General features: G+C 36.9%; 19 protein-coding genes and 1 other annotated feature. Of the genes, 2 read left to right on the top strand and 17 right to left on the bottom strand.

The genetic code is table 11. From position 1 onward, the window contains the following. Positions 1 to 118: 118 nt before the first annotated feature. A complete protein-coding gene (gene spxA / locus BABA_RS20295; protein ID WP_007087120.1) occupies positions 119 to 514 on the bottom strand; it encodes a transcriptional regulator SpxA in 396 nt (131 codons plus the stop codon). A gap of 584 nt (positions 515 to 1098) precedes the next feature. Here spxA and BABA_RS20290 point away from each other — a divergent pair. Then, a complete protein-coding gene (locus BABA_RS20290; protein WP_007087119.1) occupies positions 1099 to 1281 on the top strand; it encodes a hypothetical protein in 183 nt (60 codons plus the stop codon). A gap of 51 nt (positions 1282 to 1332) precedes the next feature. Here BABA_RS20290 and BABA_RS20285 read toward each other — a convergent pair whose 3' ends face one another. The 7 genes from BABA_RS20285 to BABA_RS20255 all read right to left on the bottom strand — a co-directional run bounded on the left by BABA_RS20285 (position 1333) and on the right by BABA_RS20255 (position 8866). After that, on the bottom strand, positions 1333 to 2313 hold the full coding sequence (locus tag BABA_RS20285; RefSeq protein ID WP_007087118.1) for an ABC transporter permease subunit: 981 nt from the start codon (positions 2311 to 2313) through the stop codon (positions 1333 to 1335). Continuing rightward, the gene (locus BABA_RS20280; protein ID WP_007087117.1) at positions 2306 to 3166 is read right to left on the bottom strand and encodes an ABC transporter permease subunit; all 861 of its coding nucleotides are present in this window, start codon (positions 3164 to 3166) and stop codon (positions 2306 to 2308) included. The genes BABA_RS20285 and BABA_RS20280 overlap by 8 nt, the downstream gene beginning before the upstream one ends. Before the next feature lie 127 nt (positions 3167 to 3293). Further along, on the bottom strand, positions 3294 to 4229 hold the full coding sequence (locus tag BABA_RS20275) for an ABC transporter ATP-binding protein (protein WP_007087116.1): 936 nt from the start codon (positions 4227 to 4229) through the stop codon (positions 3294 to 3296). Next, on the bottom strand, positions 4230 to 5297 hold the full coding sequence (locus BABA_RS20270) for an ABC transporter ATP-binding protein (RefSeq protein ID WP_007087115.1): 1068 nt from the start codon (positions 5295 to 5297) through the stop codon (positions 4230 to 4232). Between the two features lie 4 nt (positions 5298 to 5301). Continuing rightward, on the bottom strand, positions 5302 to 6225 hold the full coding sequence (locus BABA_RS20265) for an ABC transporter permease (RefSeq protein WP_007087114.1): 924 nt from the start codon (positions 6223 to 6225) through the stop codon (positions 5302 to 5304). Positions 6226 to 6228: 3 nt separating this feature from the next. Then, positions 6229 to 7164: an ABC transporter permease gene (locus BABA_RS20260; RefSeq protein ID WP_007087113.1), complete on the bottom strand. Its 936-nt coding sequence runs from the start codon at positions 7162 to 7164 to the stop codon at positions 6229 to 6231. A 103-nt stretch (positions 7165 to 7267) separates the two neighbouring features. Then, entirely contained in the window at positions 7268 to 8866 is a 1599-nt protein-coding gene (locus tag BABA_RS20255) for a peptide ABC transporter substrate-binding protein (RefSeq protein ID WP_051186067.1), read from the bottom strand. Positions 8867 to 9363: 497 nt separating this feature from the next. Continuing rightward, positions 9364 to 9617 (top strand) — a binding site (T-box leader). Positions 9618 to 9664: 47 nt separating this feature from the next. Here BABA_RS20255 and trpS point away from each other — a divergent pair. Beyond that, the gene (trpS, locus tag BABA_RS20250) at positions 9665 to 10654 is read left to right on the top strand and encodes a tryptophan--tRNA ligase (protein WP_007087111.1); all 990 of its coding nucleotides are present in this window, start codon (positions 9665 to 9667) and stop codon (positions 10652 to 10654) included. 54 nt (positions 10655 to 10708) lie between these two features. Here trpS and BABA_RS20245 read toward each other — a convergent pair whose 3' ends face one another. From BABA_RS20245 to BABA_RS20205, 9 genes are all read right to left on the bottom strand, one after another. Continuing rightward, the gene (locus BABA_RS20245; protein ID WP_007087110.1) at positions 10709 to 11455 is read right to left on the bottom strand and encodes a YjbA family protein; all 747 of its coding nucleotides are present in this window, start codon (positions 11453 to 11455) and stop codon (positions 10709 to 10711) included. Between the two features lie 194 nt (positions 11456 to 11649). Beyond that, positions 11650 to 12561 (bottom strand): oligopeptide ABC transporter permease, encoded by a 912-nt coding sequence (opp4C, locus tag BABA_RS20240; RefSeq protein WP_007087109.1) that lies wholly within the window; start codon positions 12559 to 12561, stop codon positions 11650 to 11652. An 11-nt stretch (positions 12562 to 12572) separates the two neighbouring features. Further along, positions 12573 to 13538: an oligopeptide ABC transporter permease gene (gene opp4B, locus BABA_RS20235; RefSeq protein ID WP_007087108.1), complete on the bottom strand. Its 966-nt coding sequence runs from the start codon at positions 13536 to 13538 to the stop codon at positions 12573 to 12575. A 151-nt stretch (positions 13539 to 13689) separates the two neighbouring features. Continuing rightward, a complete protein-coding gene (gene opp4A, locus BABA_RS20230; protein ID WP_007087107.1) occupies positions 13690 to 15408 on the bottom strand; it encodes an oligopeptide ABC transporter substrate-binding protein in 1719 nt (572 codons plus the stop codon). 77 nt (positions 15409 to 15485) lie between these two features. Next, positions 15486 to 16496, bottom strand: coding sequence for an ABC transporter ATP-binding protein (locus tag BABA_RS20225; RefSeq protein WP_007087106.1), 1011 nt, complete (start codon positions 16494 to 16496; stop codon positions 15486 to 15488). Then, entirely contained in the window at positions 16496 to 17518 is a 1023-nt protein-coding gene (locus BABA_RS20220; protein ID WP_007087105.1) for an ABC transporter ATP-binding protein, read from the bottom strand. The genes BABA_RS20225 and BABA_RS20220 overlap by 1 nt, the downstream gene beginning before the upstream one ends. Positions 17519 to 17679: 161 nt before the next feature. Next, positions 17680 to 18453, bottom strand: a complete 774-nt coding sequence (locus BABA_RS20215) for a DUF2268 domain-containing putative Zn-dependent protease (protein ID WP_007087104.1) — start codon at positions 18451 to 18453, stop codon at positions 17680 to 17682. 99 nt (positions 18454 to 18552) lie between these two features. Then, positions 18553 to 19848: an MFS transporter gene (locus BABA_RS20210; RefSeq protein ID WP_007087103.1), complete on the bottom strand. Its 1296-nt coding sequence runs from the start codon at positions 19846 to 19848 to the stop codon at positions 18553 to 18555. Between the two features lie 116 nt (positions 19849 to 19964). Further along, positions 19965 to 21182, bottom strand: a complete 1218-nt coding sequence (locus BABA_RS20205; RefSeq protein WP_007087102.1) for a MerR family transcriptional regulator — start codon at positions 21180 to 21182, stop codon at positions 19965 to 19967. Positions 21183 to 21202 lie beyond the last annotated feature (20 nt).

Here is a 21202-nt window from a genome sequence, read left to right as displayed (position 1 = left end):
GGCGGAGAGCGAAGGACACTAGCCGCTAGGGCGCTGGAGCTGGACAATTCTCAAAGTCAAAATTTATACTTTCTTATCTCTGTACAAAAAAAGACCTCCATTTAGAAGGTCTTATTAATTAATTTACCATGCGTTGTGCTTCACGCAATTGGAACGTTCTCACTCGTCTTGGCAGGAACCGTCTAATTTCATCTTCGTTATACCCAACCTGTAATCGTTTTTCATCGATGATGATTGGACGGCGTAATAGCCCTGGATTATCTTTTATCAACCGGAATAAATCTTGAAGTGGCATTGAATCTAAATTTACATCTAGTTTTTGGAATGTTTTTGATCTGGTGGAAATGATTTCATCAGTACCGTCTTCCGTCATACGAAGAATCTCTTTAATTTCCTCCATCGATAATGGTTCAGAGAAAATATTTCTTTCATTGTATGGGATTTCATGCTCTTCCAACCATGATTTAGCTTTTCTACATGATGTACAACTTGGTGAAGTGTATAGTGTTACCATCTGTTCTTCACACTCCTCATTAATTTACGATTTATATTAATAATACCCTGTATAATGGATTTGAAACTTGTAATTGTGAAAGATTAAGTATTCTTAATTAAAATTATTATAAATAAGTAATTTATATCATTAATTATACACCACAGCTTCTAAAAAAGGTATCCTTTTTTCAAAAATTATTGAATGGCTGAAAATACATCCTTATTTTCTGTTACATTATATTAGACGAATGATTCCTCAAAAGGTTTCATAAATTATTACCATTTATCGTAAATAATTTAATTACATTTCTTTCTTTTCCAAAAGGTTCGTTTCTGATGGTACCCTTTTTAAGGGTGTTTTTTTAAATAATATGGTACACCATTGCTTTTCATTATTTAACCAATAATTACTTAACATATTATTAACTTCATTCTCAATTATAAAGGGAAATTGAAAACGCATTCATTATTTTAGAAACCTATCTGATTGATTATTTATTTTCCTCTTTCAATACGTCTTAAGTTCTTTTAAAATAAGGGTAAGAGGATATTTAATTTTGCATGATGAATATTCTGATTAGTTAAAATGGAGGGGTTTTTATCATGATGGGTTACATAGCTGATTTATCCATGGTCGCATTGCTAATCATTGGGTTGACGGCCTTTATGGGTGTGATCTCCAACGGTATCGGCGAAAAAATATTCGGTGGTAAACATCGAACCGAATTTACAGATGAGAGTGCAAAATACCGGACAGGTTGGAAAGCTGTTGGCGGAAGAAAATGAGTTTTGAAGAAAGACAAAGTCTCTAGAAGATTTTGTCTTTCTTTATTTAGTTTATCCTGTTTTTTTATATAGTTTTCTCTTAGGCTTTAACTTTGGCTCAAAGCCGGTTTTGATCCATGGGGTCCGCTGATAATTAGCTTGATAACGATTTTTTAAACCGTTTGCCAATAAACTAAATGAAACAGTCATAATGAATAAAGCAAGTAATGGAATATATAAAATGAAAGTCGAACCACCATAAATATTTCCCCGTGCTGAACCAACTAATCCCGCTATCTCCTTTGTTACCGACAAATAAATTTTAGAATCAGGTCTGTAAATTGTCCCGCCAATAAATAAATTCATTAATGCAAGCTGCCCCATCAGTGCAATCACTTGGACGATTTCTAATATAAACATAACCAGCAACGATTCCTTCAGTTGTGGAAAAATATGCTTCCAAACAATTCGATGCCGATTCGCTCCTAACGTGTGCGCTGCATCGAGATAAGTAAATTTTGATATTTCGATAGACTTTTTTCGGACTGAAGATACAATACTTGGAATACTGATAACAGAAGTAATCAAAATAAAGTAATAAATTAATGTCGATGAGTCAAGCTTACCATCAAAATTAATGGGTTGAAGAAAGAAAAAGAGAATAAGAAAGAGAGGTACATAGCTCCACGAAGTTTCAAATGCTTCAAGCCATTGTGGAGTTTTCTTCCAAGTACCAACATATAACCCAAGACTAGTTCCAACTGCCATTTTAATAAACGTGACAGTAAATGAAATGATTACAGTATACCTTACACCGTAAAGAAGCATGGACAAAAGATCATAACCCCAGCGATCTGTCCCCAGCGGATAGTCCATTGATTTAAATGGTTCTAATGGAGGAGCTAATATTGTCCCATTTGTATAGGTAGTTTTAAGAGTTTCAGTTATTGTATGCGGCGCCATTGCGGGACCAAATATGACTAAAAAGATAATAATAACTGTTAACATTACCCCAAAAAACAGAGAATAGTTGAAAGATATTAGTTTATTCATAAATAAATCCTCTTTTAAATATGTAAAGTATTAGTCTAATAGAAATATAAACGATTAATGAAATAAGCAGCATTGAAAACAAGCCAATTGTAACAGGTTGAAATTGATAGCTTTGAAAGATAAATTTTGTAATCCCTGATACATTCAATAAATATTCAATAATAAACAGATTGCCAATTGCCAGGGAAACTATTTTTGTAAGTTCCGCTATCATAAAAGGTTCAATATTTTTATAAATATGTTGAAAGTTTATGTAATTAACACGCAGCCCTTTCGAAACCGCTGTTCGAATATAATCTTCTCCACTCAATTGATAATATTTTACGGTTACTAATTTAAACATATACAGGGTAGGAGATATTCCTACTAATAACATCGGAAACCATATATTTAATACTCCTGCATCTTGCCTAAATGAAATGATTCTAAAACCAGTGATCTGGTAGACCATAATTGCTAATACCAAAGAAAAAATAATTAAAATAAAATCAGGAATTGTTGAAAGTATGTTAAGGAGTATATTAATCAATCGGGTTAACTTAAACCGACTCAAAAAAATCCCAAAAAGTAAACTAACAAATACCGCTATTAGTACTCCAAAGAACAATAATTCCAGACTTGTTATAAAATATGACCCTATATCATCTGAAATGGATCTTTCTTGATCGCCTAAAGTGTAGGTGCCTAGCCCGCCATTTCCGAGTTCTTTAATAAAATCCACATACAAATGCCCTAAATTGCTAAAATCCCAATAAAGCTTTTGTTCAACAGGATTCACTACCATAATCACTGGAATGGCGGAAATGAATACTATTAAAAGAAAAATAATTATCGTTTGTTGCAGTATTCTCATCATCGTCCCCCTGGTAAAACTATAGTGCTATATATTATTTTCCATTTTTTAATGGATATTGTCAATAATTTTCAATATATTTAAAAAACATTTATTGAAAAATAAAACGATCTCAAGTGAGATCGTTTTATTTTTTATATTGGCCTTTGTATTGTTCAAATTCTTTATCAGAGCAGTAAACAAAATGGCCTGGACTAATTTCACGCATTTCTACTTTTTCATTATCATTGTAGTTATGCATGCCAGGATCGTACATGATCCGGTGTCTTGTTCTTTCCGATTCTGGATCAGGCAGTGGAATGGCTGATAACAGTGATTTCGTGTATGGGTGCATTGGATTTTTATAAAGATCTTCAGCAGAGGCTAACTCTACTAATTTTCCAAAGTACATTACCCCGATCCGATCACTAATATATTTGACCATCGATAAATCGTGTGCGATAAACAAATAAGTAAGCCCTTTTTCACGTTGAAGTTGCTTCATTAAATTTACAACTTGAGCTTGAATGGAAACGTCTAAAGCAGATATAGGTTCATCCGCAATAATAAACTCTGGCTCTACTGCTAATGCTCGGGCAATTCCAATTCTTTGTCTTTGACCGCCAGAGAATTCATGTGGATAACGATTTGCGTGCTCTTTATTCAGTCCAACTGTTTCAAGCAATTGATATACTCGTTCCATCCGTTCCTTTTTGGTTTTAGCTAAACCGTGAATGTCAATTCCCTCAGCAATAATATCAGCTACCGTCATTCTAGGGTTTAATGATGCATAAGGGTCTTGGAAAATCATTTGCATTTTGCGGTTGAATTTCTTTAATTCTGATTTTGATTTTTTTCCATGAACATTTTCTCCATTGAAGAGAACTTGTCCACTGGTGGCATTGTATAATCGAATGATGGAACGACCAGTAGTCGATTTCCCGCAGCCAGATTCACCCACAAGACCAAGCGTTTCACCCTTGTAAATATCAAAACTTACATCATCAACAGCTTTTACTTGGTTTGGACGACCAATATTAAAATACTGCTTTAAATGGGAAATTTCTAAAAGTTTCTCTGCCATTTATTTCCCCTCCTTTATAAGAATCGGTTTTTCAAAGGTAGAGGACAATTTTCGAATCCGTCGTTTTACAGCTTCAGGTGGTTCCACTTTCGGCGCATCCGGATGCAGAAGCCATGTTTTCGCAAAATGCGTTTCCGAAATTTGGAACATTGGTGGTTCCTCTTCGAAGTCAATTGCCAGTGCATATTCATTTCTGGCAGCAAATGCATCCCCTTTTGGAGGGTTTGTTAAGTCCGGTGGAGTCCCCGGAATTGCCGTCAACTCTGTTTTTTGATCACTATCCAAGCTTGGCATCGAAGCTAGCAGACCCCAAGTATAAGGATGGCGTGGATCATAAAAGATTTCATCAACAGTTCCGACCTCAACAATCTGACCCGCATACATAACGGCGACACGATCCGCAACATTTGCTACTACACCTAAGTCATGTGTAATAAAAATGATAGATGTGTCCATTTTCTTCTGTAAATCCTTCATCAAATCCAAAATTTGAGCTTGGATGGTTACATCCAGTGCTGTTGTTGGTTCATCAGCGATTAACAGCCTTGGGTTTGCAGCAAGCGCAATCGCAATCATTGCACGCTGCCTCATACCACCAGAAAATTCATGTGGATACTGATTTACCCGTTTTTCCGGCATTGGAATACCAACTAATCGAAGCAATTCAACTGCTCTTTCTTTTGCTTGAGTAGATTTCATATTTTGATGTTTAGTTAATACTTCCATAATCTGTAGTCCGATTCTCATGGTTGGGTTAAGAGATGTCATTGGATCTTGGAAAATCATACTGATTTCTTTCCCACGGATTTTTTCCATTTCTTTATCCGTTTTACGGACAATATCTTCTCCATTAAATAACATTTGTCCACCGGTTATTTTTCCGGGAGGCATTGGAATTAGCTTCATGATTGTTTGAGTCAAAACCGATTTACCGGATCCAGATTCCCCAACAACGGCAAGAGTCTCACCTTTAAAAAGATCAAAGCTAACACCACGAACAGCTTGAACCTCTCCCCCGTAAACCTGGAATGAGACTTTTAAGTCTTTTACTTCAAGTATCTTTTCCATATTCTCACCCCTTATTTCGTAAGCGTGGATCTAAGGCATCACGCAATCCATCACCGATAACGTTAAACGCGAAAATTGTCATAGCAATTAGCATTGCTGGGAAAAATAATCGCCAAGGATAATACTGAATAGATGCTAATCCGTCGTTTGCCATCGTTCCCCAACTTGCTAACGGTGGTGTTAAACCAAGACCAAGGAAACTTAAAAAGGATTCAGTAAAAATAGCTGAAGGAATGGTTAATGTCATGGTGACTAGGATTGACCCCATTGCATTTGGGATTAAATGACGTCCCATTACTCGTGAAACACTTGCCCCAAGTGTCCTTGCAGCCAAAACATATTCATGACTTTTAAGAGACAATACCTCACCGCGAACAATCCTTGACATATTGATCCAACCGGTAATGGTCATCGCAAGAATCATCGTCCCTAAATCTGCCCCCAATACAACCATTAAAAGAATGACGAGCAGTAAATACGGTACACCATATAAAATATCAGCAATTCGCATCATTATTTCATCAACACGGCCGCCCTTGTAGGCAGCTATTCCACCCCAAGTGACACCTATTACAAAGTCAATCAGAGCTGCAGCAACACCGATAAATAGTGAGATCCTAGCCCCTTGCCAAGTCCGGGTAAACATATCCCTACCTAGGTCATCTGTCCCAAACCAATGGGTTCCGGATGGCGGTTTATTTGTATTCATTAAATCGTTTGAAGCATAATCATATTTAGTCATATATGGTCCAAAGATTGCCATGAAAATTAGGATTACTAATAAGACAACTCCAAACATGGCAAGCTTGTTTTTTCGGAAACGAATAGTTACATCCTTCCAAAACGAAAGGCTTGGCTTTGAAATTTTTTCGGCATCAGATGCTTTTGCACCAACAATTTGAAATTTTTCTTTTGAAATTTGCTGCATGATTTATTCTCCTTTCTTTCCGCTGGCCAATTTAATACGCGGATCAATCAGTCCATATGCAATGTCGACAAGGAGAATCGAGAATAATAATAAAATACTATAAAAGACTGTAACACCCATAATGACTGTATAATCTCGGTTCGAAATACTTAAAACAAAATGTGAACCTAATCCTGGAATTCCAAATATTTTTTCGATAACAAAACTTCCTGTAATAATACCCGCAGATAGTGGACCCATGTAAGATACAACTGGAAGCATAGCATTACGAATTGTATGTTTCATTATCATTGTACCCTTGCTTAAGCCCTTTGCCTTCGCCGTTTTAATATAATCGTTACTTAATACCTCAAGCATGCTTGATCGAGTCAACCGTGCGATATATGCCATCGGACCTGCTCCAAGGGCCAAAGCCGGTAAAATGGTATGTGAAAAAGTTTCCCACCTGGCAACTGGAAACAAACCAAGTTTAATGGCAAAGAAATATTGTAAAAACGTTGCCATGATAAATGATGGAACTGATATCCCGAAGACGGCCACGACCATTGCGGAATAATCCTGCCATTTATTGTGGTTCAATGCAGCGATAACTCCTAATAAAACACCGACCGCAACAGCAAATAAAATAGCTTCAACCCCAAGTGCTAATGAAACCGGAAATCCATCATTAATCAAATCATTGACAGTCCGTGATTCATATTTAAATGATGGACCGAAATCCCACTGAACAATTCTATATAAATAATCACCATATTGAACATACCAAGGTTGATTTAGTCCATAGTGTTCGTTAAGACTTGCCTCAATTTGAGGAGGTAATTTTTTTTCAGATGTAAATGGGTTTCCTGGTGCAATTCTCATTAAGAAAAACGTTGCCGTTATAATTAAGAGTAAGGAAAAAACCATATACAGCAAACGTTTGCTAAAATATTTTACCAAAGGACACACCTCCATATTTTGCTAAAAGAACCTTTAAAGAGACGAAGGTATACGGGAATAATCCCATATACCTTTGTTCTAATTTTAGAAATTTAATTGGGTTTTATTCAAAATGAGCCCATTTAAATTGTACATCACCAAGACCGGATACAACGACACCTTTTAATTTTTCATTTTGTACCCAAGAATTAGTGTAGAAGTAAATTGGTGCAACTGGCATTTCATCCATAAAGATCTTTTCTGCATCTTTTAACATTTGTGAACGCTTTGCTGCATCAGGTTCTGTTTGAGAATCATTCAATAGTTTCTTGAAATCAGCATTTTCCCAGTTCGTATCATTGTTTCCACCTTTTTTGTCGCGGAACAATTCTAGGAAGTTAATTGGGTCATTAAAGTCACCCAACCAGCCCATACGTCCAACTTGGTAATCCCCGGAATGAAGTTTAGTAATGTAAACTTTCCATTCTTCGTTTTCAAGTTTTACGTCAATTCCAAGTTCTTTTTTCCACATATCTTGAATCGCTTGTGCAATCTTTTGGTGACCTTCATCAGTGTTATAAGAAAGAGTAATCGTTGGAAGCTTAGAAGCATCTGCTAAACCAAGATCTTTTAAGCCAGCAGCTAAGAATTCTTTTGCTTTTGCAACGTCAGCATCTTTATAGTAACCTTTTTGATTTTCTTTAACCATGGATGGAGGAACTACTGCCATTGCAGGAATTTGTCCACCAAGGGTTACATTTTCTACGATTGCCTTACGATTAATCGCATAAGCAAGTGCTTTACGGATATTTGCATTATTCAATGGTGGCTTTTCAGTATTAAATTTATACCAATAAACCCCTGCAATTGCTTGTGTATGAAGTGAACCATCAGACTTCAACTGTGGAAGAACGTCGATAGGAAGTTTTCCAAGTGGAGAACCTGCCCAATCTAATTCACCATTCTTAAACATATTCAATTCTGTATTTCCATCATTGATCATAGACATATCAATTTTAGTAAGCTTTACTGTGTCTTTATCCCAATAGTTATCGTTCTTTTCAAGAACAATTTTATCGCTATGCTTCCATTCCACCATTTTGAAAGGACCGTTGGAAGTATATTGATCACCAGCATCTTTATTCCAGTCAGGATTTGCTTTTGCAATTTTGCTATTAATTGGAGAATAAGTATAGAAAGCTGTTAACTCCAAGAAATAAGGTGTTGGGTTTTCAAGTGTAACTTCTAAAGTTTTATCATCTACAACTTTTACACCAAGTGTATCTGCATCAGCAGTACCTTCGTTAATTGCTTGTGCATTTTTAACGTAATAAAGCTGATAAGCATATTGCGATTCATTTTTAGGATCAGCTGCCCATTTCCATGCATATGCAAAGTCTTCTGCAACTACAGGATCTCCATTTGACCATTTAGAATCACGAAGTTTGAATGTGTACGTTTTCAAATCATCAGAAGTTTTAATTTCTGCCGCCATTGCAGGTTGAGGCTTGCCATCCTTGTCGATGCGAGTTAAGCCTTCAAATACTTGTCGAATAACGCCGCCTGATGTTGAATCATTTGCTAAACCAGGGTGTAATGAAAATGGCTCAGTACTAATATTCATTTTTAGTTCTTGAGGCACATTTTTCTTACCAGAATCTCCTTCTTTGCCTTTATCGCCGCTGTCTGCGTTATCTTTCCCAGAACAAGCTGCAAGGAACATGCTTAACACTAGCGATAATACTAATAGTAGTGAAAGTTTTGATTTTTTCACTTGTAGACCTCCCTTTTCTATTATTCTGAAAAATTACTACATTTTCTATTATACATATTTTAATAAATTTGTACATAATTTTTTAATTTTAAATTTACAGATTAGATACATTCTTTACGTTATGATTACAAATAGTTGTAATATAATTTAATTTTATTAAGACATTTTAAAAAAGGAAAGCTTAAAATTCCCTTATAAATCAATGTTTTGCATAGATTTTGTAAATTTCCTTACTTTATTTCCTTATCCTTCTCACAACCGTCCCTCATAATTATTTTATAATTTTCCAATTTGAAATAATTTTCATTAGATTATATCAAAATAACTTTTTTCTTATTCTCCACTACCAATTAATGGACTAATTATGTTAACGCTCCTATTTTACTTTTGACAGACTTGAAATTAATTATGTAAATCCCTTATAATGTGAGTAATCCAATAGCAGTTGTTAAGCAATGATAAAGAGTAGTACGTATTTTCCTTCGATTTAGAGAGTTTGTGGCAGGTGGAAACAAACACGAAGCAATACGGAATGGACTTTGGAGCTTCTTTCTGAACCTTTAATTTTCTTGATTAAACAAGTAGGAATAGACGTTTTCCTTACGTTACAAGGAATCTAAATCGTCAGAGTACGGTGATTTAGAACTGAGTGACTCTTTTGAGTAATTTAGGGTGGTCCCGCGAACCATTCGTCCCTAGTAATTTTGGGGACGAATGGTTTTTTATTTATTTTAGGAGGAAACACAGATGAAAACAATTTTTTCAGGTATTCAACCAAGTGGAACAATTACACTAGGGAACTATATAGGGGCATTGAAACAATTCGTCGAATTACAAAACGAATACAATTGCTTCTTCTGCATTGTTGACCAACATGCCATCACGGTTCCCCAGGATCCGCAAACATTAAGGAAAAATATTCGCAGTCTAGCGGCATTATACCTTGCCGTTGGAATCAATCCGGAGAAGGCAACCTTGTTTATTCAATCAGAAGTCCCTGCCCACGCTCAGGCAGGATGGATGATGCAATGTATTTCCTATATCGGAGAATTGGAAAGAATGACACAATTCAAAGATAAATCTTCGGGAAAAGAAGCAGTTTCAGCCAGTTTGTTGACTTATCCCCCATTAATGGCTGCCGATATTTTACTGTATAATGCCAATCTTGTTCCTGTTGGCGAGGATCAAAAGCAACATATGGAACTAACGAGGGATTTGGCAGAACGTTTTAATAAGAAGTATAACGATGTTCTTACAATTCCAGAAATAAGTCTGCCTAAGGTTGGAGCTAGAATTATGTCACTCCAGGAGCCGACGAAAAAAATGAGTAAATCTGATCCAAACAAAAAGGCTTTTATCACTCCATTGGATGAGCCAATTCAAATTGTGAAGAAAATTAAAAGTGCTGTTACCGATTCAGATGGGGTTGTGAAATTTGATACAGTCAATAAACCTGGAGTATCTAACCTGTTATCCATTTATTCTATCCTTGGCGGAAAGTCAATTACAGAACTCGAAGAGTTGTATACGGGGAGAGGCTACGGAGATTTTAAAGGCGATCTCGCTGAAGTGGTTGCTAACTTCTTTATTCCGATTCAGGAAAAATACTACAACTTAATGGAGTCTAGTGAGTTGGACGATATATTGGATCGCGGAGCTGAAAAAGCTAACCAAGTCGCTAGCAGAACACTTAAGAAAATGGAAAATGCTATGGGGCTGGGAAGGAAAAGAAGATAAACTAAAAGCCTGTCCGCAAAAGGTGTGCAAGGCATACCTTTTGCGCCAGGCTTTTTAGTTTACTTTTGGGCCGTGCTCCATTTCCCATAGCTTTTCAAAAAACGGCTGCCCTTTAATTAGATTTTCACAAAACGTTTCATGGCGTTTTGTCCAGCCATACTTTGTTTCTTCAAATAATTGTTCCCAGGCAGCTTCAAAATTCAATTCTTGAATGGTCGAATACTGCTCCGGACACCATTCCGTATACCAATAGCGTACCTCTGCCTCGTTATTGGATGAAAGCAATTGATCAAGAGCCATAAATAATAGCTGTTTTAGCTGTCTTTCTTTTCTAGTTAAGCCCCTCATTAGATCTGGTTCAGGTGATAAAATATGGAAATCCTTTGTTTGAGGCTTTCCATAAAAATGATATTGTTTTGCTTCATGCTGACTGATCATTTCATAAACTAATTGTTCTTGCCTCGGTATTAATCTGCTTTTTCGAATCGGAATAGTATAGCCAATTGTATCAATGGCTAATATCCCCACCCCATCTGTTACAACAAAGCAATAGTCAAGCTGAACTCGTTCATGGTTTTTCCTCAAATAGGCCTTCTGGTAAATGTCGTCAAGCAGCTGCTGCGGCAGTTCTGACAGATCATTTTCAATATAGTTAAAAAGAATTGGCTCGACTTTTATCAGTGGTGCCTGATCCAACAGCTCCACTCCATCATCCTTGCGCCATTCATGAAAGTGACAGACATTATAGCCGTTTTCTTCACCTTCAAACCAATTTACCCATACATCATGAAGATACAACATGATACAACCCCTCACTTCAAGAAACTGTTTGTCAATCAGTATAGGCAGAGGTTAGTTAAATTATTCCTTTATATATATTTTGCCCCAATTCAAATTTAAGCCAGTTACCGAAATGTATATGGGGGTGTACCATTTTTTATAACCGAGTCCGGTTTTAGTGACAAAAAAATCTACCATATCGGGATGGTAGATTTTTATCTTCTTGATTTCGGATTAAATGCGTCTTTTAAACCTTCACCAATAAAGTTGATCGATAAGATGGTGATGGTAATAATTAACGCAGGTGGAACCCAAATCCAAAGTTTAAATTGGAGCACGTCCGGCTCATTTGCCGAATTCAACATATTCCCCCAGCTTGGAATTTCTTGCGGCACACCAAAGCCAAGAAAGCTTAAACCTGTCTCCGCTACAATCATCGTTGCAAATGTAATGGTCGCCTGAACAATAATAGTAGATAAAATGTTTGGCAGTAGATGTTTTACAATGATCTTTGCTGGCGAACAACCAATAGAAATGGCAGCAGTAATGTATTCATTTTCTTTCTCGGCCAGGATTTTACTTCGTACTATCCTAGCAATCCCGCCCCAACTTAGAATGCTAATGGTTCCGATCAAAACCCATAATCCATTTACTTTACCAAAAAGAATGGCATTTAGAACAATTACAAATACTAGAAAAGGAAAGTTTAAGATAAAATCAGTAAATCTCATTAATAAGCTATCAGCTGCACCGCCGAAGTAACCTGAAATGGAACCGATTAAAGTACCAAGAACAATTACAAATAATGTACAGCTCATTCCAACAAGCAATGAAATCCGACCGCCATACAATAATCGTGTAAATACATCCCGGCCTGCCTTATCTGTACCCAGCCAATGCTTACTTGATGGCTCTAATGACATTTGGCCGATATTAATTCTTGTAACGTCAGCCGTCGTAATATACGGTGCAAGGAAAGAAACAACTGCTACAATGATTAAAAAAATGAGACTTATCAAGGCCAATTTATTTTTCAGAAATTTTTTCCGGGCAATTGCCCATGGTGATAAACTTTTTTGCGGGGGTACTGTACTAATTTTAGTTTTTTTCTGAGTTATAATTTCCATCTCTTTCCCCCCTAATCTAGCCTAATTCTCGGATCTACCACACCGTATAATATATCAGCAACCAAGTTGCCGATTAGTGTTAAGAAGGAGAATAACATTGTCAACGTCATTAATACCGAATAATCTCTGGTTCCTACAGATTGTAAGAATAGTTGTCCAAGACCTGGATAAGTAAAAATCGTTTCGGTGATAATTGCACCACTGATAATCGCAACTAAATCAAAACCTAAAAATGTAATAAGCGGAATAATCGAGTTTCTTAATATATGAACATTATAAATTTTTCTTTCTGCTGTCCCTTTCGCACGTGCAGTGCGGACAAAATCTTTCCGGCTATTTTCAATAATATCGTTACGTAAAAATTGGGTATAACTTGCAGTACTTAATAATCCAAGAACTAAAGCTGGTAAGAATACGTGATGCAGGCGGCTTAACCAATATTCAATCGTCCCTTCAGTTAAACCAATATCAACAGAGCCATTCGATGGAAACCAACCGAGTGTAAAGGAAAATAGGAAGATGGCAACTACCCCGGCGATAAACGATGGAATAGACAAACCTAAATAATTTATTCCGCCAATTAAATTATCCGAAAGTGTGTATGGTTTTCGTCCAGCATATGTTCCCATTAGGAAAGCAAGGATATAGGTAATGAGGAGAGAAGTACATCCTAGTAATATGGTGTTAGGCATGCGTTCGCTAATTACCTCAGCAGCCGGAATTTTAAAACGTGTGGATTTCCCAAAATCGCCTTGTACAAATTTACCAATCCAACGAGCATACTGCTGTGGCAACGGGTCGTTATAGCCCAATTTTTCCCTCATTTCCGCAATATATTGTGGATTCGTTTTGGTTGGATCAATTTCCCCGCCGAGAGAATCTCCAGGCATTAATTTTGCCAAAGTAAAGACCACAATGGAAATAAGGAATAACATAGGAATCATGCCCAATATTCTTCGAAATGCATACTTTAACATGTGCATTCTCCTTGTCTTAACTTGTTTAGTATGGAAAATTTATGTAATCCCATATTCGTTTGTAAAATAGGAGGGACTAGTGAACAGACTGTCCCTGGTCCCTCCGAAAGAACATCATTTAGTTTAAAATTGAATCATTTGTCTGCTTTAATTATTGCTTAATCCACCATTCATTTGGACGATTCATCCCTGATACGTCAAATTTAGCGCCTTGAACCCGCTTGCTAACGGCCATTGTTTCTTCAAGTTCAGCAATTGGTAATCCAGGAAGTTCCTTCATGAATAGCTTCTGCCACTGTACATATAAATCTTTACGTTTATTGGCATCAGTACCGACAACACTCATATCTAGTGCTTGATCTAATAATTTATCGCTCTCTTCATTAACCCAGCGAGGATGGTTCCAAAGTGCTTTCGAACTCCAAAGTCCAGTAGGATCCGGATCCGTACCAGTTGACCAGCCAGCAAAGTATACTTCCATAGATTTATCAGCCTTATCCAGCATGTCATAATAAAGGTTAAAATCTACCATATTAAGTTTCGTTTTTAAACCAACTGCTTCCCAATATTGAGTCATTGCTTTCGCTCGCGATTCAAACGTAGGGTTTTGCGTTGCGTAGTGACTAAAGTTAACAACAAATTTCTTGCCATTTGGATCTTCACGGAAGCCGTCGCCATCAACATCTTTATAGCCTGCTTCGTCTAATAATTTCTTCGCTTTTTCTGGATCATATTTGAATTGCTCTAGGTCTTTATTGTCTGCAGCAATCCAGTGATTTGTTGGAATTGGACGGTTTACTGGTTTACCTACACCAAAGAAGAACGCTTTAACCCATTCTTCACGGTTAATAGCATAATACATTGCTTGGCGCAGTTTTAGGTTTTGATATTTTGGCTCATTCATGATATTTTTCTCGCCATCCCATGTACCTAAGCGGAAACCAACATAGTAATAGCTTAATCCTGGATATGTGATTACATTAACATTATCAAGTGCTTTTACTTGATCAATAATACTTGGATGGAACGCAGTCATATCAAGTGTGCCATTTTTAAGTTCCCCAACGGATAGAGATGGATCGATAACTTTAACGACAAGCTTCTCAATATGCGGCTTGCCTCCGAAGTAATCGTCAAAGCGTTCCATTTCTACAGATTCACCTGGAACCACTTTTGTTACCTTAAATGGTCCTAAACCGACTGGCTTCGTACGAACTTGTGCAGATGCCGGCATATCTTTAACAGCAATACCTTCAAATTCCTTACGGGACAATGGATATGTCCACACATTTTCCAAATTGTTTACACGAGCCTTATCAAAAGTAATTTGAATGTTGTAATCGTCAATTACTTTAATACCTGAGATTTTATCCGCTTTTCCATCATGGAAATCTTGAGCGCCTTCAATTGTTCTTACATTTTCAAAGCGAGAATTTTCGTAATCCTTGTCAGCAAGCGTGTATAATGCGAATTCCCAGTCTTTCACTGACAATTCTTCGCCATTATGCCATTTTACGCCTTTTTTAATCTCAAAGTCATATACCTTATTGTCTGTTGTTTTCCATGAGGCAATATGTGGCTGTGCCTTCAAGTTTTCATCATAATCGATTAAGTTTTCATCAAAGAGATCGAGCACTTGAGAATCAACAGCATCATCATAGAAAGCAAAGTTAAAAATACCTTTCGGAGATGAATCCAATGCATATACTAATGTTCCGCCATCCTGCGGCTTACCTGCTGTTTCACCACTGTTAGTACCTTCCTTGTCCTTTTCCTTTGTACCTGCTTTTTCTCCGCCGCTGCAAGCCGATAAAAATGCCGATAGGACAAGCATTAATGCCGCTAGCATAAGCATACTTCGTTTCTTCATTTGTTTCCCCCCTATAAGATTTTTGGTAAAACTTGATTACTATCTAGCGCAAGCAGCCTGAACAAGGCGCTTCCGCTTTATGAATAAAGGTGGCAAGCGACTCGGTGAGAGGGCTTAACTTCCTTTAATACCGGTTTAAGTTTTGAACATTCCTCCATTGCCATTGGACAGCGCGGATGAAATGGACATCCGGATGGAGGATTTATAGGACTCGGCACATCTCCTCTTAAGATAATTCTTTCCTTCTTAATCCTTGGATCTGGCGATGGGATCGCAGATATTAAAGCCTGTGTGTATGGATGGAGAGGTTCTGCATAAAGGAGACCCTTATCCGCAATCTCTACCATATTGCCCAAGTACATAACTCCAATTCGATCACTCATATGTTTTACCACACTTAAATCATGGGCGATAAACAGGAAGGTTAAATCAAATTCTTCCTGTAAATCTTTTAATAGATTTAGCACCTGGGATTGTACGGAAACGTCAAGTGCGGATACCGGTTCATCGGCAATGATTAATTTCGGCCTAAGTGCAAGAGAACGGGCAATACCAATTCTTTGGCGCTGACCGCCGGAAAATTCATGTGCATACTTATAATATGCATCTGGCGGCAGACCAACTTTATCTAGTAAATCCATGACTTCTTTTTTTAATTCTGTTTTACTTTTTTTTGTAAAGTTATAAATCGGTTCAGCAATGATATCTCCTACCATTTGCATTGGATTTAAGGAAGCGTACGGATCCTGGAAAACCATTTGCATATCCTTACGAATCTCTCGCAAGTGTTTACCGTGAATTCTCGTAATATCTTTTCCATCAAAAAGGATGCTGCCCTCTGTAGGTTTCAATAATCGCAAAATGGTCCGTCCTGCAGTTGATTTACCGCAGCCCGATTCACCTACTAGTCCAAGTGTTTCCCCTTTCTTAATCTCGAAAGTGATATTATCAACCGCTTTTACATTTCCTATAGTACGTTTAAAAAATCCACCTTTAACAGGGTAATAGGTTTTAAGATTATGAATCTCTAAAAGATTTTCGAAATTAGTGAAAGCGCTATCTTTATTATGTATTGAAACTGAACTCATTACCTCACCCCTTCTCTCGGTTTACTTGTTTCAAAGAGTAAACAAGCAACCTCATGGCCCTGTTCGATATCTCGGAGCAATGGGGTAATAGTTGTGCATTCGGGCATTGCCTTTGGACATCGATGGGCGAATCGGCAGCCAGCCTTCGGCATATTTGTAAGTGATGGAACGATCCCTTGAATGGAGCTCAAGCGCTCTTCTGTTCCATCCATTTTCGGGATTGCACCCAAAAGTAATGTTGTATATGGATGTTTAGGGTTATGAAACAATGTATCAACATCTGTTCGTTCAACAATCTTTCCTGCATACATCACGATGACTTCATCACACATTTCCGCTACTACTCCTAAATCATGTGTGATCAGAATAACGGACATATCATTTACCTCTTGAATTTCTTTTAAAAGCTCCAATATTTGTGCCTGAACTGTCACATCAAGGGCTGTTGTTGGTTCGTCTGCAATTAATAATTTAGGCTGACAGGCTATGGCAATTGCTATCATAACCCTCTGCCTCATTCCACCGGACAATTGATGTGGATATTCATCAACAATTTTCTCAGGCCGAGAAATTCCTACACTTTTTAAAAGAGCAATTGCTTTCTGCCGTGCTTCGCGTTTAGAAATCTTCAAATGGTTAAAAAGTACTTCCTGCAATTGATAGCCAATTGTAAATACTGGATTTAGTGAGGTCATTGGCTCTTGAAAGATCATTGAAACATCCTTCCCACGGATCTTATTAATTTGGGATTCGGACATTTTCTCTAGATTAATTCCATCAAAAATGATTTCACCAGATTTGACCTTTCCAATGCCTTTTGGAAGCAGCTGCATAATCGAGAGACTCATAACCGATTTTCCGCAGCCTGATTCCCCTACAACACCAACTATTTGCCGTGGCTTTACCTGAAAGGAAACATTATCTACAGCATTGTAATCAGTACCATCAATATCAAAGGCTGTCTCTAAATTCTTCACTTCGAGCAGCGGTGCCTCTTTGCGTTGTACCTTTTTTGTGCTCATAGTACACCTTCTTACCTTTTTTGGATTATTCTGTTTATTCGTTATATTTAAATAGAATTATATTACGGAATTGTTACAATTGCAAGACCTTTTACAAAATTGGAAATTTTCGCATTTTCAGAATTAGAAAAAGCCTTAATACAAGGCTTTTTTTGGAAAGCTTATTTAATATATTTTGCAGCAGGAATAGTAAAAGATAGTTTTGTAGAATAATGATGTTTTTCGTAAAATTTACCAACAACATTATACCCTGCTGCATATCCAAGCAATTTAGGAACTCTCCCCCCTCCAAATAAAAGTTCATCGTGCCCTCTTTCATTCTTTTTTATGCTCAGTTGTTTTTTTAAATATCGATCCCAAAAATTTGTAAGTTCCTTTTCTGTATACATACGGCACCAATTGGCTAAATATTCCTTACCGCAATGTTTTAATACGGCATATTCTGCCAGCCCCTCAATGACGATGGAATCAAGAAGTGTATAGTCTTCCATTTTTTTATTTAACATGCTTAAGCGGCAGACATGGTGGTATTCATGAATAAAAATTGCCTCCATTTCTTTCGGGTCTTCTAAATGCGCGAGAAAAAGAAACATTTTATCAGGGAAGGAAACTCCGGCTTTCCGTTTTTCTTCTCTCCTAAAAAAAAATCCAGATTGGTTGTCTACCGGAAAGAGAAAAACAGGTACATCTGGTCCATTCCATTTATTTTTATATTTACGGAATATCACTTCGACTTTTTCCCATACGTTTTGATCCACCATGTCGTTTAGATTGCTGTAGGCGGAACGAGACGGACGATACATTCCAAAACCCATTAACTGGTTGTAAATTTCCTTTGCTTTTTGCCCCTTAAAATATGGGCAAAGCCTTTCACAGAGTTTTGTCGGACGATCAAACTCTTCCTTTAACCATTGATCCGTTCGAATGATTCCCACTTTTTCACCCCATCTACCTCAAGTTCTCCCTCTGGACATTTTATGAATTTTTTTAGAAGAAGTTCTTTGAAAAAATAGGATGATAAAAAACTTAAACAGCTAAGAGGTTGCTTTTTCCGCATTGATTTCAATCTTTATCTTGTTCGATGAACGCAAATTAATTAGAAGGAACAGGATTCCACCTGCTATAGGCATAATATAGGCTGGAATGTAGTTTAATAAAGTTCCTGAAGCAATCATCGCTACAGGAAGCATCGCTTTCCCAATACTAATACTAATGCTGAGGACTCTTCCCCGATATTCATCTGGAATTTCCTTTTGCATAAAATAGGCAAGAGGTATATCAATAAATGCTATGATGAATCCAAAACTAAACATTACCGCACTGTAAAAGCCCGTGACAATAACAGGATTAATTTGCAGGTCATTAGGGATGACTGGCATTCCTGAAATAATCATAAAGATCGCTAGGGAAAAGCTTAAACCCTTTAACAAATTGGAATAAGAAATTTTTTCAGTAGCTTTTTTAACCAAAACAGCCCCTAGGATCATACCCAAAGGGAAAGCCCCCTGGATCATACCGAACTCCTTCGATCCAAGCTGCAGGATGGTATTAATGAAATATGGTAAAGGAATCGTCACTGCAAAGCCAAGAAAGAAATTTATCGTTATTAACAAAATAAATATACTCATCAGACTCTTTTTACTAAACAAATACTGAAAGCCGTCCTTTAAATCCTGTATCAAATGAATTTTTCCACCTGAATGGTCCGCATTCGATTGATGATTGAAAAGGTTGAAGTCAATAAAGAGCATGGATAGCCCGGAAAGGATGAACGAAATTCCATTAATGAGGATAAAGGTTTCAATATCAAAGATTGCAAACACAAATCCCCCTAACATTGGACCCAATATTGAGGAGACAGAGTCAATAATTTTTGAAACAGAATTGATATCCATCAGCATTTTTTCAGAGACCATGTTTGGCTTACCGGCTTCCACTCCAACACCAAAGAAGGTGGTAAATACCGTCAAAAGGAGGGTGGTGGCATAGATCAGTATTAAACTTAATCCATACAGATTACTTAACAAATAAACAGTAACTAATAGGATTCCACTTAGTAGATCCATCGAAACCACTAAGATCCTTTTATTGAATTTATCCGCAATTACTCCAGCTAATGGATTAATAATAATCATTGGTACTATTCCCAAAATGAGGGTTACAGCAAAGCTTAACGCTGATCCCGTCAGCTTTAACACGTATAACCCTAACGCAAAACTATAAATAGCTGTACCAAATATGGAAATGGTTTTTCCAGTAGCATAAAGAAAAATATTTTTCGCTTCTTTTCTGTCCTTCACCTTTGCCGTACTTAAATGGAAAGTTTCCATGAATCATTCCCCCTACTTTTTCTTCTATAAATAGCATAATGGGTAGGGTGAACCCAACAGCAATAGGCATAATCCATGAATTTTATGATGGCAAAATGAAAAAGGTAGGGTTTACCCTACCTTTTTCCAAAAAACGAATAAGAAAAGATCTCTTCTCCTTTAACAAAGAAATCTTCATACCTCCCGCCTTTATCGACATATTCCGAATTCCTCTCCTCTAGAGGTTTATACTTTAACTTGTCAATATTTTTCCTGATTTTATCAACGGTAAAATTGTCTCTGAATTTGGCAGAAATTTTACTTTTAGGACTGAAGTTTTTAAAGGCAATATAAGTTCCCAATAAAAAACCGTCAGATTTAACCAGTGAATCCACTTCATGTAGCAAAAACGTATCGTGATGAAAGCTATAATTGCTTGTACCTGATGAATCAATGATCATATCGACAGAATGATCTTTTATCGGTATTTCGAGAAAATCCGCACAAATAAAAAGAATTCTTCTCTTGGAGCCCGTTCTTTCAAGTAAACTTTTCAAAATACGCTGTTTTTCCAGGCTATGGTCAACGGCAATATAGAGACAATCATCCGGCAGATCTTGGAAAATATTTCGCAGGAAAAATCCGAAGCCTGACCCTAATTCGAGTAACACACGATGATGTAAATCAACTTGATCAAGCTTCCTTTTTGACCAGTGCAGTCCTTTCTGCAAATTTTCCAAATAGAGCGGATCCGTTTCCTGAATGTATTCATGAATTTGGTGTTCAATAGTCAGCCCCATAATTGAACTGTTTGATTCACCTACTTTTACAATACCCGATTCAATCAGATACTCTGTGCCGCAATCACAGTGCAGCTTACCGTCCATAATTTGATTTCTGCTAATAATCCCATCTTGGAGGATCAGTGTTTCTCCGCATCTCAGGCATTTTAAGAGATCGAGAATCTGTAAATCAACCCCCATCATAAAGGTTGAATCTGTGGATTTGGTTGATATATGTTCAAGCTTCAACTTTAGCCGATCTTTTATTTCGATTAAGTTCTTTATTTCCTCTTCAAGCTTCTTAAATTTATCTAAAAAAAGTGTTCGATAGTAGGAATCCTCATCATAATCCAATAATTTTCCAAAGTTTTTATAAAAAAAGATCATTTTAATCTCATGTAAACTGAAGCCCATCCCTTTTAATTCCAAAATGTGTTCTAATTCATTTTGGCATTGCTCATCAAAAAAATAATGTCCGCCCGACTTTTCCGGAACAATTATCCCCAGATCCATATAATGACGAATCGTATCAATACTCAAATCATTGGTTTCCGCAAACTTTCCGATTCTCATCGTTTCATTCCTTTCGATGG

The organism is Neobacillus bataviensis LMG 21833, assembly GCF_000307875.1.
GTDB lineage: Bacteria > Bacillota > Bacilli > Bacillales > Cytobacillaceae > Neobacillus > Neobacillus bataviensis.
This window is presented reverse-complemented; position numbering and strand designations above follow the sequence as displayed.

What these genes read in the sequence shown, in the direction of transcription:
- BABA_RS20225 (WP_007087106.1), bottom strand. Translation starts at nt 16,496, where the DNA reads ATGAGTTCAGTTTCAATACATAATAAAGATAGCGCTTTCACTAATTTC.
- BABA_RS20210 (WP_007087103.1), bottom strand. Translation starts at nt 19,848, where the DNA reads ATGGAAACTTTCCATTTAAGTACGGCAAAGGTGAAGGACAGAAAAGAA.
- BABA_RS20285 (WP_007087118.1), bottom strand. Translation starts at nt 2,313, where the DNA reads ATGAATAAACTAATATCTTTCAACTATTCTCTGTTTTTTGGGGTAATG.
- BABA_RS20220 (WP_007087105.1), bottom strand. Translation starts at nt 17,518, where the DNA reads ATGAGCACAAAAAAGGTACAACGCAAAGAGGCACCGCTGCTCGAAGTG.
- trpS (WP_007087111.1), top strand. Translation starts at nt 9,665, where the DNA reads ATGAAAACAATTTTTTCAGGTATTCAACCAAGTGGAACAATTACACTA.
- BABA_RS20270 (WP_007087115.1), bottom strand. Translation starts at nt 5,297, where the DNA reads ATGGAAAAGATACTTGAAGTAAAAGACTTAAAAGTCTCATTCCAGGTT.
- BABA_RS20245 (WP_007087110.1), bottom strand. Translation starts at nt 11,455, where the DNA reads ATGTTGTATCTTCATGATGTATGGGTAAATTGGTTTGAAGGTGAAGAA.
- BABA_RS20265 (WP_007087114.1), bottom strand. Translation starts at nt 6,225, where the DNA reads ATGCAGCAAATTTCAAAAGAAAAATTTCAAATTGTTGGTGCAAAAGCA.
- BABA_RS20255 (WP_051186067.1), bottom strand. Translation starts at nt 8,866, where the DNA reads ATGTTCCTTGCAGCTTGTTCTGGGAAAGATAACGCAGACAGCGGCGAT.
- opp4C (WP_007087109.1), bottom strand. Translation starts at nt 12,561, where the DNA reads ATGGAAATTATAACTCAGAAAAAAACTAAAATTAGTACAGTACCCCCG.
- BABA_RS20205 (WP_007087102.1), bottom strand. Translation starts at nt 21,182, where the DNA reads ATGAGAATCGGAAAGTTTGCGGAAACCAATGATTTGAGTATTGATACG.
- BABA_RS20290 (WP_007087119.1), top strand. Translation starts at nt 1,099, where the DNA reads ATGATGGGTTACATAGCTGATTTATCCATGGTCGCATTGCTAATCATT.
- opp4A (WP_007087107.1), bottom strand. Translation starts at nt 15,408, where the DNA reads ATGAAGAAACGAAGTATGCTTATGCTAGCGGCATTAATGCTTGTCCTA.
- BABA_RS20275 (WP_007087116.1), bottom strand. Translation starts at nt 4,229, where the DNA reads ATGGCAGAGAAACTTTTAGAAATTTCCCATTTAAAGCAGTATTTTAAT.
- opp4B (WP_007087108.1), bottom strand. Translation starts at nt 13,538, where the DNA reads ATGTTAAAGTATGCATTTCGAAGAATATTGGGCATGATTCCTATGTTA.
- spxA (WP_007087120.1), bottom strand. Translation starts at nt 514, where the DNA reads ATGGTAACACTATACACTTCACCAAGTTGTACATCATGTAGAAAAGCT.
- BABA_RS20280 (WP_007087117.1), bottom strand. Translation starts at nt 3,166, where the DNA reads ATGAGAATACTGCAACAAACGATAATTATTTTTCTTTTAATAGTATTC.